We start from the raw sequence: 16,060 nt of genomic DNA, 5'->3' as shown, positions 1-16,060 counted from the left end.
GGATAACTTGAAGGGAGAGCTGCCCCTGATGTGGAAGGGCCGTTTTGCACAGGATACAGATGAGGCCGTAATAAACTTTACCCAGTCGCTGGACCTTGACTGGCGCATGGCCGCGGCGGATATCCGCGGGAGCATCGCGCATGTGAGGATGCTCGCGCACACCGGATTGCTTGACGCGAAAGAGGCTGAGACGATAGAAAAGAATCTGCGCGAAATTGCGGAAGAGATAAAGAGCGGAGACTTTACGCCTAAGGTCTCGCTTGAGGATGTGCATATGAACATTGAGTCGCGCCTCATCGAAAAATGCGGCGCGACGGGCGCGCGGCTTCACATGGGGCGCAGCCGCAACGACCAGGTCAACACCACCGTGCGGCTATACCTGCGCAAAGAGCTGCTGGGGATATGGGCGGGGCTTGAGGCGCTGATCTCCGTGCTTCTCAAAAAGGCCGAGGAGCACGCCGATGTAGTCGTGCCCGGCTACACGCATCTTCAGCAGGCGCAGCCCATCTCAATGGGACAGTTCTGGATGGCGCACGCGCAGGCTTTTATGCGCGACGCGAAGCGGCTTTCCGCAGCCTACGAGGCGGTAGACGAATCGCCGCTCGGCTGCGGGGCGCTCGCCGGTTCCACTCTGCCGCTTGACCGCGAATTTACGCGCGCCGACATGGGTTTCTCGCGTCTCACGGAAAACAGCATGGACACCGTCGCCCACCGTGACCATTTCCTGGATATACTTTACTTCGCGGCGGTATTCGGCGGCCACACCAGCCGTCTCTCCGAGGATCTCATCATCTACTTCACCACCGAATTCGGCTGGGTCAAGCTGCCGGACTCATTCTGCACCGGCTCCAGCATTATGCCGCAGAAGAAGAATCCCGACGTGCTGGAGATTCTGCGCGGCAAGGCGGGGCAGCTTTCGGGCGCGCTCGTCGATCTGCTGACGATGACGAAGGGTATACCTCTCACCTATAACCGTGATTTACAGGACGATAAGCGCAGCCTCTTCCGCACCCTTGACTGTCTTAAGGGGATTTTTTCCGTATTACCGGCGCTGCTCTCGCAGGTGGAGATAGACGAGGAAAGGGCCGGCCGCGGCTTTGCCGACGGCCTCATCCTCGCCACCGACGTCGCGGAATACCTGGTGCTGCGCGGCGTACCCTTCCGCAGCGCCCACGAAAAGGTGGGACACGCCGTGCGCTGGTGTCTTGAACAGGGGCGGCCGATGGACAAGCTGACGCTTGCGGAGTGGCAGGCGCTGATACCGGAGGCGGAGGAGGGGCTGCTGCCGCTGCTCTCGCCGCGGCGTTCGATGGAGCGCCGCGATACCGCCGGAGGTACTTCCCCGCGGCAGGTGCGGGCGCAGATCGCGCGCGCGCGCGAAAGGCTCGCGGCATACGAAAGCGAGATGGCGGAATACAAGGACAAACTCCCCGATATGCTGTAAAAAACTTCGACATGACGAAAGGGGGCCTCGCTGAGGCTCCTTTTTTGTTCTCCGGCGCGAGGCCTTACAGGCTTATGAAAATACAGCTTCTCACGACTATGCCATATGTGCTGCCTGGTATGAGCTGAATCAAAAATGAAAAGCAGAAATTTATTATTTCCCTGAGCCGTTATTGACATCTGAAAAGTTAAATGTTATAAGTTATTTAGTTAGCATATGCTAACTAAATAACTTCAGGAGGTATTATATACTATGGAAAGGCTGTTCAAAATGGCTGCGAAATATAAGTCGGGCGCGGGTGCTCTCGCCCTCATATGCGCGCTGTTCGTCTGCCCGCCGGCGGCGGATGCTCATTATTTCAGCGTCATACCAAAGGTCTCCCGCACAGGGGTAGGAAATGAACATTCCGTCATCGTCTCTTTTACACACATCACAAAGCAGGCCCAGTATGATTACAGCTTCATGAAGTTGGATCCCGACGCTGACATGCTGAACGGCAGGCTGATTTATAAGGATGGCACGGAGACAGACCTGACAAGCCTCTTTGCCGCCTACGACGACCCCGACGGCGACGAGGTCACAGGGATCGACTCCCGCCGCGCGGTCGCCACGATCGGTAAGGAGGGGACGGTGATCGCCGCCTGCCGCACCAATCTGAATATTCCGGGACAGATGGTCTATACGGGTTACAGCAAGCATATCTTCAACGCCGCCGCCGACGGTCATTCAACGAAAGCGGTCGGGGGCGGCGAAGTGGCGGAGATCATTCCCCTGTCCGATCTCGCCATGGCCACGGTCGGCGTGCCGATCAAGTTCAAACTGCTCTATAAAGGGAGCCCGCGCGAGGGGGCGGAGATAGAATATGGAAATGAGACCACTCCCATCGTTAAGGGCGAGGAGGGGCCTGAAAATCTCAAAAAACTTGAGACGCACAGCGATAAAGATGGCATATTTACCTATACCCCCGATTCCGCGGGAAGGAACACAGTCGCGGCAATGCTGGACCTGGGAAATAAGACCTATTGCTCGACGACGCTCTCCTTTGAAGCGAAGGAACGCTCCGGCGGAGGCAGCGGCGGCTGCAACGCTGCGTCGGCCTTGCCGCCCCTTCTTGTCCTCCTGGGGCTTTCCCTGGCGCCCGTAATAAAGAAGAGGATAAAGAATAATAAAAGGTAGGATCTGCCTGTCACATGATGTTTCTGACGGTATCGCGCGGCGTCTCTTTACGTGAGAGGCGCCGCGCTTTTTGTGCTGGGGCGCGGTTTCGCCGTCTATATCGGGGGAATTCCCTGCCTAGGATAACAAAAAAAGCGCCCCTCATTTGAGGGACGCCGATATGCCTGATCACATTCCGGGGTAGTCGAAGTCCTCCACCCGCATCTCTCCGTAGAGTTTTTCTATCTCCGCGATCTCTTTCCTCAGTTCGGCGGCGTTTTCCTGCTTCGCCGCCTCTTTTTTGAGGTAGTATTTGCGGAAGAACTTATTATAGTCCGTCGCGCCCTCCGCGCCGAAGACCTCTTTGTACATCATGATGTCTACGGGCATGCCAAACTCTTTTTCGACGTCGTCGTAGCCGAAGAGCACCCATATCTCATGGAAACCGGCCCAGGAGATCGCCGAGATGCACATGGAGCAGGGGTCGTGGCTCGCGACGAAGATGCAGTCCGCGGGGTTTGGATGGTCGCCGTCGGCGAAGAATCGCTGAATGGTGTCGATCTCGCCGTGGTAGATAGGGTTGGCCTGACGGTTGTTGCTGCCGGCGGTTATCACCCGGCAGCTCTCTTTATCGAGCACAAGGCCGCCGAATACGTGGTTGCCGGCCGTCACCTCTTTTTGTGTGAGCGGTATGAGGTTTTCTTTGATCGCTTTAAGTATCAGCTGCGGTTTGTTCATTATATCCACATCCTTCTCGCCGGAGGCGCACGTCAGTTAATTTGCCCTCCGGACAAAATCCGGGAAGCTTTCAGACGCTGCGCCGCCCTTTATTCCCAATTCGTGATGTCGGCGTTTGCGCCGCTGCCGCCCTCCTGCCCGTCCGCGCCGTAGGAGAGGATGTCAAAGTCGCCGTGCTCTCCCGGGGCGGTGTAGACAAATTCGCGCCCCCAGGCGTCCTTCGGGACCTTTTTCATGTAGCCGCCTTTTTTGTAGTTCAGCGGTTCTGGCGGCATCGTGGGTTCTTTTACAAGAGCCTCCAGCCCCTGGGAGGTGGTCGGATAGAAGCCGTTGTCGAGGTAGTAGAGGCCGAGAACCTGTTCAAGCTGGGCGATCTGTGTCTGGGTCGTCTTGCGCTTCGCCTCGTCGCTCTGTCCCATGAGCCGCGGCCCGACGAGCGCGGAGAGCAGGCCGATGATGACGACGACGACCATGATCTCGATCAGGGTAAAGCCCCGTCTTTTTTTCAGCAGTTTTTTATCGTTGTCTCTCAATGTACGCACCTCCAGAGTTCTTTGTATATCACCGTATCCATATTAACCTCCAGCACGCTATTTTTCAAGCACGGCCATGACGCGCGCCGGCGCGCCGTCGGCACCTTTGAGCGCCAGCGGCAGCGCCGTGAGGCAGAAGGGGGTTTTGAAGGGGAGCTGCCGCAGTCCGCGCAGGTTTTCCAGGACGACCATGCCGTTTCCTAGAATTGTCTTGTGCACGGGGCATTCCGCGCTTTTAACGGGGTCTACCGATATAGCGTCGACGCCGATCCCTTTGAGCTCCTGTTCCGCGAGGGCGCGCGCCGCCGCCTGCGAGAGTACGGGGAATCCTTCAAGATAGCCGTCCTCTCCCATCTTGTCACAATAGCCGGTGTGGAGCAGCAAAAAATCGGCCGCCGCCATCTCCTCCCTGGTGAGGCCGAGGTCGGATATTTCTATCTCGCGTCCCGCGCAGCCGCTGACGTCGGCGATCACCGCAAAGCCGAAAAAGGTTTCGCTGGGCAGTTCGTCGAGGCATGCGCCGCCTGCGAGCATATGGGCCGGCGCGTCCATGTGTGTGCCGGTATGCGAGGATATTATGATTTTTTTGGAGCGGCACCCCTCATCCTCAATTTTCGTAAGCTCTTTGATCTCAGGGGAGATGTCTCCCGGAAATACCTGCATAGAGTCCTCGATTGGCCAGCCTAAGTCTATTACGCGCAAATCGTTCATCCTCCCAAGCAGTCGCCGGTTTTATGCGTCTTTTATCGCCGCATGTTTTTGCCGGTGTGCTGAATTGGCGAAAAATATATACATACTGGCTGAACTATACAGAATAATATTCAGCCTTTTTACCTTAGGCAAAGATGTGTAATAAATCCGCCGACCATAGTATAATTAAAAAGTTATGGCTAAGCTACTAGAACTTGGAGGAATTTCTGTGCTCACCTTTTTAATCACTTCAATAATATTTTTTTTGACGATGTCATCGGACAATGCCTTCGCCGCCGATGTTCTGCGCTTTGACGTCGCGGTGATCGGAGCGGGGACCGGCGGCTCGGCGGCGGCGATCCAGGCCGCGCGCATGGGGATGGATGTCGCGCTTATAGAGGAATCGGACTGGATCGGCGGCCAGATGACAGGCGCCGCGGTCTCGACGATGGACGATGTGCGCCGTACGCGCACTGGGATATACAACGAATTTATCACGCGCGTACGCGAGTATTACGCACAGCGGAACACGCCAGTGAATCTCTGCTACTGGGGCTCTGATACGATCTCCTTTGAACCCTGGGTGGGGCAGAAGATCCTTACGGATATGATAAAGGAGAGCGGCAGGGTATCTCTCTTTCTTGAGTCGCGCGTGCTGAAGGCCAAGACGGAGAAAAACAGGGTCGTCTCAGCTCTCATAGAAAGCGGCGGCGAAAAGATGACGATAGCGGCGAAGGTCTTTATCGACGCCACCGAGACCGGCGATTTTATCCCCCTCACCGGCGCGCGCTACCGCGTAGGCAACAGCATTGCGCCTAAGGTGGACAAGGAGAGCGTGATTCAGGATATCACCTATGTCGCGGTGGTCAAGAGGTATCCCGAAGGACTGCCGCCGGAGCTGCGGCTGACGAGGCGTCCTCCCGGATACGAGGATTTTCTGCCCCATTTCCGCAAGGTGATTACGAAGGACGGCAGCTGGTGGCCGGGGGAGTATCCCTTCAACGTGCCGGTGCATAACGCCTACCGCGCGATGCCGGATATCACCAACCCCGACCGTGAAAGGATAGACGGCGGTCTCTCCGGGACGTGGCCGCTGATATCACGTACCGGTGTGAACTGGGCTAACGATTATCCCGGACGGAAGTTCGGCGCGGCTGGAATGCCGGTGAAGTATCTTGAGGATAAGAAGTTCCGCCGTGAGGCGGAGCGCCGGGCGATGGCGGAGACGCTTGCCTTTATATTCTATATGCAGACGGAGCTCGGCATGGAGGACTGGTCGGTGGATGACCGCCAGGGATACGGCAGGTATTTCAGCAATAACTGGCGGGATTGGAAGGAGATGCCGGCGGAGTTCGTGCCCGTGCTGACGCATTTTCCCCCCTTCCCTTATGTGCGTGAGAGCCGCCGCATCGTCGGCGTGACGACGATGACGGTCAAGGATGTAGAGCGTGACCGGGTGCTGAGACGTATGCTCAAGACGAATCCTTACAGCATCGCGCTGGGCGAGTATCCCACCGATATCCACGGCCTGCGCGAGCCCCAGTATCTCGACCGGGACCTTGGCGAGAACGCGGAGGAGATACCGGCGGATACGGAGTGGAAGGGCGGTCTCTTTCAGATACCGATGGGAGTGCTGATCCCCGAGAAGGTCGACGGGCTGCTTGCCGCGGAGAAGAATATTTCGGTCTCGCGCATCGTCAACGGTTCGACGCGTCTTCAGCCCGTCACGATGCTGACCGGCCAGGCCGCCGGCGCGCTTGCCGCCGAGGCGGTGCGGCAGAATGTCGAACCGCGCATGGTGCACCCGCTCGACGTCCAGTGGCGTCTACTTGAGGCGAAGGACAAGCTCTCGCTCTTCAACTTTGATGACGTACCCGTGGATTCGCTCTGGTGGCGCGGCGTCGAACTCTCGATGATATATGACTACATGGACCCGGCCTCCGAAACGATATACGGCGTGGATCAGGAGATGCACTGGCTCGAGGTGCGCGACGCCTTTCGCCGCGCCTTCGGGCGGATGGAATTTCCTCAGCGCGAATATGAAGCGCCGGTGACCCTCGACGATTTTAGCCAGTGGCTCAGCGAGTTGTTTGGAGATGACGCAAAGAGATATGAGGGCGTCCTCCAGCGTTTCCAGGGCGGCGACGTGATGAGGAAGGGCCAGCTGGCCGCCGCCGTCGCCGAGATAAAACTTTTGAAGGACTGAGGTCGGATATTTTGGCGCAGAAAAAAATAGACGCGATACTGGTCTCCATCAGGGACTCCGTCGCGATCGTCAACCGCCCCGTCAGGCGGGGCGAGGTGCTTGCCTACATGAACGGCGGCGATATGATGGAGATCACAGCGGCGGACGACATTCCCATTTACCATAAGATAGCGCTGCTGCCCATACGCGCGGGAGAGCCGGTCCTCAAGTATGGAGAGCGGATCGGACACGCGACGCGGGATATTCCCGCGGGGGCCCATGTCCACAGCCACAACCTGACGGATATGGAAGAGGAGGGCCGATGATGAAGTTTCTCGGATACCGGCGGCCGGAGGGCCGCGCGGGGGTGCGCAACCTCGTCGTCGTCATGCCGGGAGTGCTCTGTTCCTCGTCGGCGGCGCAGAAGATCGTCAGCGCCGTCCCTGGGACGACCTTTTTATATAATCATAACGGCTGCGGGCAGTCGCCCTCGGATACCGAACATACGCTGGAGGTGCTCTCCGGCCTCCTCGCCAACGGCAATGTCTACGGCGCGCTCATCGTCGGCCTCGGCTGCGAGGCGACGCAGCGCGGGCTCTATATGGAGGCGGTCCTGGCGAAGAGCCGCAAGCCTCTGCATTACATCTCCATCCATGAAGAGGGCGGCGTCGGCGGCGCGGTTGCCGCGGGGGTGAAGATCGCCGGAGGGCTTGTCGAGGAGGCGCGGCGGCTGGAGCGCGAAGAGATCGATATCTCGGAGCTGATTCTCGCTCTTGAGTGCGGCGGTTCTGACCCCACCTCCGGGATATCGGCCAACGTCGTGCTGGGAGATCTTTCAGACCGCCTTGTCGATATGGGGGCCACGGTGGTACTCAGCGAGACCTCGGAGGCGATCGGCGCGGAAAATATCCTGCTCGCGCGCGGCCGCACGCCGGAGGTCGGACGCCGCCTCCGCGAGATGGTCAGGAAATGGGACCGCGACATAAAGGAACAGACCGGCGCCGACATCCGGCTGACGAACCCGACGCCGGGAAACATCGCCGCCGGCCTCACGACGCTTTCGGAGAAGTCCCTCGGCTGTATACATAAGAGCGGAACCCGCCCGTTCGAGGGGGTGCTGGCCTCCGGCGAATATATCAGGGGACACGGGCTCTATTACATGGACACTACGGCCTACGACTGCGGTTCGATCACCGCGAAGATCGCGGGCGGCGCGCAGGTGGTGGCCTTCACCACGGGGATGGGGAACCCGCTCGGCAGCCCCATCGCGCCGGTGATAAAGATTACCGGCAACCGGGCGACCTTTGAAAAACATAACGACATGATAGATTTTGACACCTCGGCGAGTATCAGCGGCGAAAAAAGCGTCTGCGAGCTTAGCGGAGAGCTGCTGGATCTTACGGTGGCGGTCTGCGGCGGCAGGGAGACGAAGGCCGAGATAAACGAATCAGGCGTCGTCTTTGTAAACCAGCGCCACAGCTGCGGCTAGGGTACAGAATAATCAGGAGGGGCCTTCCCGTTGTGGGAGGCCCCTCCTTTGCCGTATGCGAAGGACTAATGCTTCACGTTTATCAGAAAATGTTTCCGGGCGTCGTTCATAAGCTGGCGGCCCATCACGGGCTCGAGGTTTTTCCAGTTTTCCGCTATCGCCCGGCGCAGCGGCAGCAGCTCGGCGTCGCTGTAGGTAAAGACCTCTATGCCGTTTTGCCGCATTAGCTCGTGGTTTCTCCTGTCGTTCTGTTTCGCCTGAGCGATGGATTTTGCCGAGGCGCGCCCCACCTCGCCGTAGATTATCGCGATATCCTCTTCGCTGAGCCTGTCCCAGGTCTTGGCGCTCATAAGGTAGGGTTCCACCGCCTGCGAGTAGTTTAGCTGGTACCAATATTTCATGGTGCCCTTGAGGTTGGTGAAGGCCGCGTCCGCGGATATTGAAGATACGGCGTCGCACCGCCCCTCTTCCAGCGCGCGGGCGGCGTCGGCGTACTGCACCGAGACTGTCCGGTATCCCTGGGCCTCGATTGCCGCTTTGTATATGTGCATAAGGGGGACGCGCACGAGAACACCCTTGTTGGACTCAGGGGCCAGCGGGTCGTTTATCGGTTTGACCGAGGCGATGCCTGTTAGCCCCTCGATGTTGAAGCCCAGCAGTTTTACGCCGAGGCGCGTGTTGTACTCATCCATCTTCTGAGAGAGCCAGCTGTCAAGGCGGAAAGCCTTTTTGACCGCGTTATAGTTGACGAAGGGGTTGAGGTAGACGAGCTCGAGACGCGGGTCGAACTGGCTGGGGATGGATATCAGCGCCATGTCGATAGCCCCCCGCATAAGGTCCTCGTAGATGATCGTGTAGTCCCCCAGCACGTTAGCGGGGTAGACCTCTATGCTTATGCGCCCGCCGGTCCTTGACTGTACGCCGTCGGTGATCTCGCGCATCAGCTTAGTGGCGCTGTGCTCCTCGGGAAACTGTCCTGCGAAACGCAGGGTGATCTCCGCGGCCGCGGCGGGAGAAGAAATAAAGATGAGCAGCATTACTGAACAGAGTGTGTTTTTTAGACCTGTCATAGCGGATTATTCTTTCCTTTCTCTTTGTTTCTTGTTTCACGGCGGTTCCTTGGGACCGCTGTAATTTGCGGTATCTCTTTTTGAACGGAGGCGCAGTTTAAAAATGCACTTTTTTCTTTATATCATAGATTTATATGTTCTGCCAGAGCAATAAAGGCGTATTTGTCCTTTTAAGGCCTGATTGACGCGGATTGGTAAATGATAATGAAGTGAAAACATAAATTATAGGGGCCCTGCCGCGTAACTAAACGCAGCAAAGGCCCCTTACCATGTTTTATTTGCTTTTTCGGCCTATTTTTCCTTTATTGGAAAATGTTTCCTCGCCTCGTTCATGAGCTGAACGCCCATCGCCGGCTCAAGCTGCTTCCAGTTCTCCATTACCGCCCGGCGCAGCGGCAGCAGTTCGGTCTCGCTGTAGGTGAAGACCTGCACACCGTTTTTCTTCATCTGCTCAAGGTTCCGTTTATCGTTCTGCTGGGCCTGCTCGATGGATTTCGCGGAGGCCTTGGCCACCTCCGCATAGATCACCTTAAGGTCCTCTTCGCTGAGCTTATCCCAGCTCTTCGCGCTCATGAGGTAGGATTCCGTCTCCTGTGAGTAGTTAAGCTGGTACCAATATTTCATGATCCCGCCGAGGTCCGCCAGCGCCGCGCCCGTTGATATCGAGGATACGGCGTCGCAGGTGCCGTCCTGCATAGAACGCGCGATGTCCGAGTAGGGCAGCGCGATTGTCCGGTAGCCCTGCGCCTCAGCCGCCGACTTGTAGACATTCATGAAGGGAACGCGTGTGAGCACGCCCTTGTTGACGTTGGGGTCGAGCGGCTTGCGCACCGCTTTCTTGGAGGCGATGCCCGTGAGCCCCTCGATGTTGAAGCCGAGGAACTTTACGCCGAGGCGCGTGTTATATTCGTTCATCTTCTTTGAGAGCCAGCTCCCGGGCTGAAATTCTTTTTTCAGCACGTCATAATTTGCGAAGGCGTTGAGGTAGACAAGCTCGAGGCGCGGGTCGAACTGGCTGGGTACGGAGATGAGCGCCATGTCGACCGCGCCGCGCATCAAATCCTCATAGATTATCGTGTAGTCGCCGAGCTTGTTGGCGGGGAAGACCTCTATCTCGACGCGTCCGCCCGTCTTGGCCTTTACGCCGTCGGCGATCTCATACATGAATTTGGTGGCGCTGTGGTCCTTGGGAAATTGTCCCGCGAAGCGCAGCTTCACCTCCGCGGCTTCAGAACATGTGGCGAGAAACAGAAACAGGAAAAGAACACAGAGCGAATTTTTGAAACTTTTCATAGCAAAAACCTCTCCTTTATGTCATTTGAGTTGCCTGTATTTTGATTACCCGCGCCGCGGATTCGGTGATTTTCGCAGGGCCGGTAAACTCGCCGGGAACCGTTACGATTTTAACATGGATATCAACGCAGCGCCAATGCCGCAGGATGTACACGCAGGGCAAACGCATGTGCCCGCCGTCAACGCCCGTGCAGCAGACCAGCCGTCGCGGGCCGCTCGATGTTCGTCAAGAAACTTGGCGCGTTTGCCCTGGGTTACGCTGCATAGAAAAACCACGGCAGTCAGAAACAATTTCCCCTCTGCAGGGAGTTTATGCCGTTTTCAGTCCCGCTCCGACCGCCACCGTTTAAGTCCAGGCAGGAGCCGCCGCATCATCTCGCGCGCGCTGCCGGCGGTGATCTCCGGGTGCGCCGCCGACATGTGAGGGAGGCATAGCTCGATCATCTCCTCCAGCGTAACGTCGGCGGTGAACCGTCCATCCGTCATACAGTAACGGCAGTAGTCGCCGTTTTTGCTCCCGTCGGCCTCCGTGCCGTACAGCTCTTCGGAGTTCAGCGGCATGCCGCAGCTCTGGCAGTACCGGCAGAGGCACCTGCCGTCGGAGGCGCGCCAGGTGACGAAGTCTCCATCGACATAGATGGTTGCCTCCAGCGCGTCAAACTGCAGCACGCAGTATTCAGGGTCCTCCGGGCCGCCGGGGAAATGCGCCGTATACCAGTCTTTCCACAGACTCTTTTTGAAGCCATCGTCCTCCACGATCTTTATCGTTCCCGTCATGGTGACGCTGTCTTTTTCATCGCCGTATGAAATTCCGGCCTTAGGGTTTTTCATAAAATGGGCCGTCTTGCGTGAACTCGTGCCCGTAGCGAAAAACACCCGCCTTATTCCCTCGCTGCCCGCCTTGCTCATCACGCAGATCCGCGGGAAGCCGTCCTCGTTTATTGACGCGAGCGACAGGACCTCGCATCTTTCGAGCAGCGCCGCCGCCTTTTCTTCGATCGCAGCCATTTATATTCCTCCATTCCAGTGTCTCGCGGTATTTCAGACCGCGGATATCTTAAAGACTATTTTATAAGCCTCATCGCGCTTTCGAGATGAGAGATCATGGCCAGCCGCGCCTCTTCCGGTCTTTTATTCAGGATGGCGGTTATGACCTTTTCCTGATCATTGATGAGATTGGTGATGTCTGCCGGAGGCAGATTGTCAAAACTCGCGTGGTGCGCGTCTATTTCAGCCTTTATTGATGAGAGCATATGCAGCAGCAATGAATTCTTACTCATACGGATAACTGTGTCGTGGAAGAGGTAATGTATCCTGTTTTGTTCAGCGATGTCGCAGCTCTCGGCGCAGCGGCTCATCCGCAGGAGTTCGTTTAACTCGCCGATGTCGCTCTCCGTCACCCGCAGGGCCGCCCAATAGGCGCTCTGCGATTCCAGCAGGGTGCGTATCTCATATATCTCCATTACGGAGGCGTTCCTGTAGCCGATATCTATCACCTCAAGCGAGAGGATGCGGCTTATCGCGTCCTCCGCAAGGAAGGTTCCCTGCCCTGGACAGGAGGTGAGGACGTTCATATTATTCAAGATCTTTACAGCTTCCCTTATTGAATTCCTGCTGACGGAAAACGCCGATGCAAGCTCATTTTCGCTGGGGATCTTGCCGCCTGGCTCCCATGCTCCATCTTTTATTAGCTTCAGCATCTCGTCTAAAATAGACTGGGTCAATGTGACTCTTGAAATAGCCTGAATCATGGAAACACTCCTTTCGTCATCTTTATTTTAACATCATAAAAGGCGTAATATAAAATATATTTAATGAATATCTGACGATATATATAATAAAACATCGCAAGTAAGGCTATTTTTTTATTATTTTTACAGTGTTTCTCAAGAAAAAATAAATTATAGATAATTTAATTGACATGAAGAAACACAATGATATAATGAGGTCCAGGTTTAATTAAATGTAGGATAATCCTATAGTTATTATAGCCGGTTAAAAAAAGCAGGGAGGTAATTTTAATGCCATGCAAGTTGGTCAATGCTGAGATCGTTGAGAATCTACTTACAATGAAAGACGCGGTAGCCGCCTGTGAAGAGGCGTTTCGCGACTGGGGCAACGGCGAGGTCGTCTGTCCGACAAAAATAACCCTTGAACTTGGTGAGGACGCGGAGTGGCCGCCCTATAAGAACGGCCTGAACGCGATGCCGGCGTATATTCACAGCAAGAAGAGCGCGGGCATCAAGTGCGTCGGCGGTTCGCTGAACAACCCGCAGTGGGGGCTGCCCTATATCATCGCGCTGATTTTGCTCTTCGACCCCGCCACGGGAATATTCCGCTGCGTGATGGACGGCGCTCAGATAACAAATTACAGGACGGGGGCCCAGGCCGCTGTCGCCGCGAAGTATATCGAGGACAAGAAAAAGATAAAGTTCGGCCTTTTCGGAGCCGGCGTGCAGGGCCGTACTCAGCTGATGGCCTTCAACGAGGTCTTTGATATAGAGGAGGTCCACCTCTACGATATAAATCCCCAGGCGGCGAAAGCCTTTGTAGAGGAGATGTCGAAGGTGGTCTGCACGAAATTTATCATAAAAGAAGATCCCAAAGATGTCATGGAGGTCACGGATATTGTCGTTTCCGTGACGCATGGCAAAAATAAGTTTATCAAGAACGAGTGGTTCAAAAAGGGACAAATCATCTTCCCGATGGGTTCATTCACCGAATGCGAGGACGAGCTTCTTCTGGGAGCCGACCATGTGATCGTGGACTCCGTCGGCCAGACGATGCACAGAGGGGCGCTGAAGAGCGTCGTGGACGCGGGGAAATTCAAGGAAGAGAATATCAGCGCCACCATCGGAGAGCTGGTATGCGGTAAAAAGGAATACCGTATCTCGCCGGATGAAAAGATAGTCTGCATCCCGATCGGAACCGGCGCGATGGACATCGCCGTCGCCACGATGATCTATGAGAAGGTAAAGGAACAGAACCTTGGCGAGTCCTTTGTCTTTAATAATGCGGTAGAAATTTAGTCGTAAAATCACTTTAGTCGCTGAAATGTAATTTGAAAATGGAGGGATGAAGATGTTTTTTAAGTATCTGAAAGTTGGTCTCGCGGCGACGGCGGCGCTTTTATTGGGGGGCGCGGCCTGCGCCGCCCCGGCGTTCCATGTCGGTATCGTTACCGGTACCCTTTCCCAGAGCGAGGATGAAATACGCGGCGCCGAATACTGCCTGAAAAAATATGGCGACGTATCCAACGGCGGTATGATCCGGCATGTCACCTATCCTGATAATTTTATGTCGGAGATGGAGACGACGATATCCCAGATAGCGGGGCTGGCCGACGACCCGCTGCTGAAGGTCATCGTCATCAACCAGGGTATCCCCGGCACTACGGAGGGTATCCGGCGGGTGAAGCAGAAGCGCCCCGATATAATCTGTCTCGTCGGCGAGGCCCACGAGGACCCGAACGTGATAACCTCGGCGGCGGATATGGCGACGACGATAGACTTCATCGATAAGGGTTATCTTCTCGCCTACACGGCGAAGCAGATGGGCGCGGACACCTTCGTACATATTTCGTTCCCGAGGCATATGAGTTATGAGAGCATCGCGCGCCGGGTCGCCATAATCAAGGCCGCCTGCCAGGACCTGGGGTTAAAGTTCTCCTACGAGACCGCGCCGGACCCGACGAGCGACGTCGGCGTGGTGGGCGCGCAGCAGTTCATGATCGAGAAGGTGCCGGCGTGGATAAAGAAGTATGGAGAGAAGACGGTATTCTTTACGACGAACTACTCTCTCCATGAGCCGCTGCTGAGACAGCTTGCACGGTACGGCGGCATGTATATCGAGGCGGACAGCCCTTCGCCGCTGGTCGGTTATCCGGCGGCCTTCAGTATCGACCTCTCAAAGGAGGCGGGGAACTGGCCCGCGATCCTGAAGAAGGTGGAGGATGCGGTGATCAAGGCCGGAGGAAGCGGCCGGATGGGCACCTGGGCCTATTCCTACGGTTACGCGAATACGCTGGCGCTGGTAGACTTCGGCATCAATGTCGTCGAGAAGAAGATGAAGCTGTCAAGCAAGAAGGATTTCCTCACCTGCTTTGACCGCGCGACGCCGGGGTCAAAGTGGAACGGCAATTATTATACCGACCTGGGAACCGGCGTAACAAGCAAGAACCTGATGCTTATTTACCAGGATACCTATATCTTTGGCAAAGGTTTCATGGGTGTGGCGGATATAAAGGTGCCGGAAAAATATCGTAAAATAAAGTAAATCTTTCTGCCGGACGGAGCCGCTGGGGATAGAGAGACGGCTCCGTCTTATTTTTTAACGAGGGAGTGACAGCGATGGCGGTTTTTGAAAAGATGGAACAGCTGGTCTCGTTGCTGAAAGAGGCGGGCTATGAGGCGGTCTTTATCGCGCCGTCTCCCGATCTTGAATATATATGCGGCTTGGACTGTCTGCCGGACGAGCGCTTCAAAGGGCTGCTGGTGACGGACAGGGGCCGCTTTTTCTTTATGACGCCGAAGCTCTACCTGGAGGAGATGTCCGGCATCGCCGGCGATCCCTCTCTCTGCGAGGTGTGGGAAGACCACGAGGGCTTTGTCGGAGCCTTTATCAACGGCTGTAAAAAGGTCGGCCTGGAATCAGGAAAAATTGCCTTCAACGACGCTGTGAGGGCGGTGGATATGCTCAAAATATCCGCCGCGATGAGCGGGGTCGTCTGCTGTGACGGGGAGGAGCTTATAAGCCCGCTGCGCAGCGTCAAAACGGAGGAGGAGATCTCCCTCATGGGGAAGGCGGCCAAGGTCGCGGACGACACGCTGGCGGAGGTCGTGAAATACATACGTCCGGGAGTGACGGAACGCTGGATCGAGGGAAAACTTACCGAAATACATAACGACCTGGGAAAGGGCGTATGCCGGCATATCAGCCATATCGTGGCTTCCGGCCCCAACGCGGCGCTGCCGCACTATAACGGCGGCGAACGGGTGATCGGCGAAAGGGACGTCGTGCTCATCGATTTTGCCGGCAGATACGGCAGCTATTTTTCGGATATGACGAGGACCTTCTTTGTCGGCGAACCGTCGGAAGAGGAAAAAAAGATTTACGAGATAGTCCTTGAGGCGCAGACGGCTGGAGAAAGGGCCGTACATGCCGGAGTCAGCGCCGGAGAGGTGGACCGTGTCGTGCGCAAGGTGATCGAAGAGGCCGGTTACGGCGATTATTTTCCCTACCGGGTCGGCCACGGCGTGGGGATATCGGTCCATGAGACGCCGTTCATCAAAGCGTTTAATAAACATATCCTCCGTCCCGGCAATGTCTTCAGCATAGAGCCGGGGATATACCTGCCGGGGAAGTTCGGCGTCAGAATAGAAAACCTGGTCGCGGTGGGATACGACGGCAGCGCCGTCGTGCTGAACAAGCTGCCCAAATCGATGCTCGTCCTTTCTTAGACCG

Annotated in this window: 15 protein-coding genes; 8 read left to right on the top strand and 7 right to left on the bottom strand. The window is 56.2% G+C overall.

What is annotated here, in order from left to right:
* The first annotated feature begins 28 nt into the window (after positions 1–28).
* A complete protein-coding gene (gene argH / locus BED41_RS14490; protein ID WP_066747913.1) occupies positions 29–1,444 on the top strand; it encodes an argininosuccinate lyase in 1,416 nt (471 codons plus the stop codon).
* Positions 1,445–1,696: 252 nt separating this feature from the next.
* Complete coding sequence (locus tag BED41_RS14485) at positions 1,697–2,620, top strand: DUF4198 domain-containing protein (protein WP_066747912.1); 924 nt, start codon at positions 1,697–1,699, stop codon at positions 2,618–2,620.
* 168 nt (positions 2,621–2,788) lie between these two features.
* Here the strand turns inward: BED41_RS14485 and BED41_RS14480 are convergent, their stop codons facing one another.
* From BED41_RS14480 to BED41_RS14470, 3 genes are all read right to left on the bottom strand, one after another.
* Positions 2,789–3,337: a deaminase gene (locus BED41_RS14480; RefSeq protein WP_066747909.1), complete on the bottom strand. Its 549-nt coding sequence runs from the start codon at positions 3,335–3,337 to the stop codon at positions 2,789–2,791.
* Positions 3,338–3,426: 89 nt separating this feature from the next.
* Positions 3,427–3,879 carry a type II secretion system major pseudopilin GspG gene (gene gspG / locus BED41_RS14475; protein ID WP_281691789.1) on the bottom strand — a complete coding sequence of 151 codons (453 nt, stop codon included), beginning with the start codon at positions 3,877–3,879 and terminating at the stop codon, positions 3,427–3,429.
* A gap of 48 nt (positions 3,880–3,927) precedes the next feature.
* Positions 3,928–4,581 (bottom strand): cyclase family protein, encoded by a 654-nt coding sequence (locus BED41_RS14470; protein ID WP_084002497.1) that lies wholly within the window; start codon positions 4,579–4,581, stop codon positions 3,928–3,930.
* 208 nt (positions 4,582–4,789) lie between these two features.
* On the opposite strand from BED41_RS14470, the gene BED41_RS14465 reads away from it, so the two are divergent.
* Genes BED41_RS14465 through BED41_RS14455 form a run of 3 tightly spaced genes read left to right on the top strand, consistent with a single transcriptional unit; the run spans position 4,790 to position 8,234 of the window.
* Positions 4,790–6,766, top strand: a complete 1,977-nt coding sequence (locus BED41_RS14465; protein ID WP_066747905.1) for an FAD-dependent oxidoreductase — start codon at positions 4,790–4,792, stop codon at positions 6,764–6,766.
* An 11-nt stretch (positions 6,767–6,777) separates the two neighbouring features.
* Positions 6,778–7,071 carry a UxaA family hydrolase gene (locus BED41_RS14460; RefSeq protein ID WP_066747903.1) on the top strand — a complete coding sequence of 98 codons (294 nt, stop codon included), beginning with the start codon at positions 6,778–6,780 and terminating at the stop codon, positions 7,069–7,071.
* Positions 7,068–8,234, top strand: coding sequence for a UxaA family hydrolase (locus tag BED41_RS14455; protein WP_229712327.1), 1,167 nt, complete (start codon positions 7,068–7,070; stop codon positions 8,232–8,234). The genes BED41_RS14460 and BED41_RS14455 overlap by 4 nt, the downstream gene beginning before the upstream one ends.
* Positions 8,235–8,299: 65 nt before the next feature.
* Here BED41_RS14455 and dctP (BED41_RS14450) read toward each other — a convergent pair whose 3' ends face one another.
* From dctP (BED41_RS14450) to BED41_RS14435, 4 genes are all read right to left on the bottom strand, one after another.
* Complete coding sequence (gene dctP / locus BED41_RS14450) at positions 8,300–9,304, bottom strand: TRAP transporter substrate-binding protein DctP (protein ID WP_066747898.1); 1,005 nt, start codon at positions 9,302–9,304, stop codon at positions 8,300–8,302.
* Positions 9,305–9,595: 291 nt separating this feature from the next.
* Positions 9,596–10,597, bottom strand: coding sequence for a TRAP transporter substrate-binding protein DctP (gene dctP, locus BED41_RS14445; RefSeq protein WP_066747897.1), 1,002 nt, complete (start codon positions 10,595–10,597; stop codon positions 9,596–9,598).
* Positions 10,598–10,918: 321 nt separating this feature from the next.
* Positions 10,919–11,605: a zinc ribbon domain-containing protein gene (locus tag BED41_RS16815; protein ID WP_066747895.1), complete on the bottom strand. Its 687-nt coding sequence runs from the start codon at positions 11,603–11,605 to the stop codon at positions 10,919–10,921.
* Positions 11,606–11,661: 56 nt separating this feature from the next.
* Entirely contained in the window at positions 11,662–12,348 is a 687-nt protein-coding gene (locus tag BED41_RS14435; protein WP_084002496.1) for a FadR/GntR family transcriptional regulator, read from the bottom strand.
* Between the two features lie 270 nt (positions 12,349–12,618).
* On the opposite strand from BED41_RS14435, the gene BED41_RS14430 reads away from it, so the two are divergent.
* The 3 genes from BED41_RS14430 to BED41_RS14420 all read left to right on the top strand — a co-directional run bounded on the left by BED41_RS14430 (position 12,619) and on the right by BED41_RS14420 (position 16,056).
* Positions 12,619–13,626 (top strand): ornithine cyclodeaminase family protein, encoded by a 1,008-nt coding sequence (locus tag BED41_RS14430; protein ID WP_066747888.1) that lies wholly within the window; start codon positions 12,619–12,621, stop codon positions 13,624–13,626.
* A 52-nt stretch (positions 13,627–13,678) separates the two neighbouring features.
* Positions 13,679–14,872 (top strand): DUF3798 domain-containing protein, encoded by a 1,194-nt coding sequence (locus tag BED41_RS14425; protein WP_066747885.1) that lies wholly within the window; start codon positions 13,679–13,681, stop codon positions 14,870–14,872.
* A gap of 74 nt (positions 14,873–14,946) precedes the next feature.
* On the top strand, positions 14,947–16,056 hold the full coding sequence (locus BED41_RS14420) for a M24 family metallopeptidase (protein ID WP_066747881.1): 1,110 nt from the start codon (positions 14,947–14,949) through the stop codon (positions 16,054–16,056).
* Positions 16,057–16,060 lie beyond the last annotated feature (4 nt).

Source organism: Cloacibacillus porcorum, from assembly GCF_001701045.1.
GTDB lineage: Bacteria > Synergistota > Synergistia > Synergistales > Synergistaceae > Cloacibacillus > Cloacibacillus porcorum.
Note: the sequence above shows the minus strand (reverse complement) of the source record. Positions and strands in the feature narration are given on the sequence as shown.

Coding starts and splice junctions, on each gene's coding strand:
- argH (WP_066747913.1), top strand. CDS start 29: ATGTGGAAGGGCCGTTTTGCACAGGATACAGATGAGGCCGTAATAAAC.
- BED41_RS14485 (WP_066747912.1), top strand. CDS start 1,697: ATGGAAAGGCTGTTCAAAATGGCTGCGAAATATAAGTCGGGCGCGGGT.
- BED41_RS14480 (WP_066747909.1), bottom strand. CDS start 3,337: ATGAACAAACCGCAGCTGATACTTAAAGCGATCAAAGAAAACCTCATA.
- BED41_RS14470 (WP_084002497.1), bottom strand. CDS start 4,581: ATGAACGATTTGCGCGTAATAGACTTAGGCTGGCCAATCGAGGACTCT.
- BED41_RS14455 (WP_229712327.1), top strand. CDS start 7,068: ATGATGAAGTTTCTCGGATACCGGCGGCCGGAGGGCCGCGCGGGGGTG.
- dctP (WP_066747898.1), bottom strand. CDS start 9,304: ATGACAGGTCTAAAAAACACACTCTGTTCAGTAATGCTGCTCATCTTT.
- dctP (WP_066747897.1), bottom strand. CDS start 10,597: ATGAAAAGTTTCAAAAATTCGCTCTGTGTTCTTTTCCTGTTTCTGTTT.
- BED41_RS16815 (WP_066747895.1), bottom strand. CDS start 11,605: ATGGCTGCGATCGAAGAAAAGGCGGCGGCGCTGCTCGAAAGATGCGAG.
- BED41_RS14435 (WP_084002496.1), bottom strand. CDS start 12,348: ATGATTCAGGCTATTTCAAGAGTCACATTGACCCAGTCTATTTTAGAC.
- BED41_RS14430 (WP_066747888.1), top strand. CDS start 12,619: ATGCCATGCAAGTTGGTCAATGCTGAGATCGTTGAGAATCTACTTACA.
- BED41_RS14425 (WP_066747885.1), top strand. CDS start 13,679: ATGTTTTTTAAGTATCTGAAAGTTGGTCTCGCGGCGACGGCGGCGCTT.
- BED41_RS14420 (WP_066747881.1), top strand. CDS start 14,947: ATGGCGGTTTTTGAAAAGATGGAACAGCTGGTCTCGTTGCTGAAAGAG.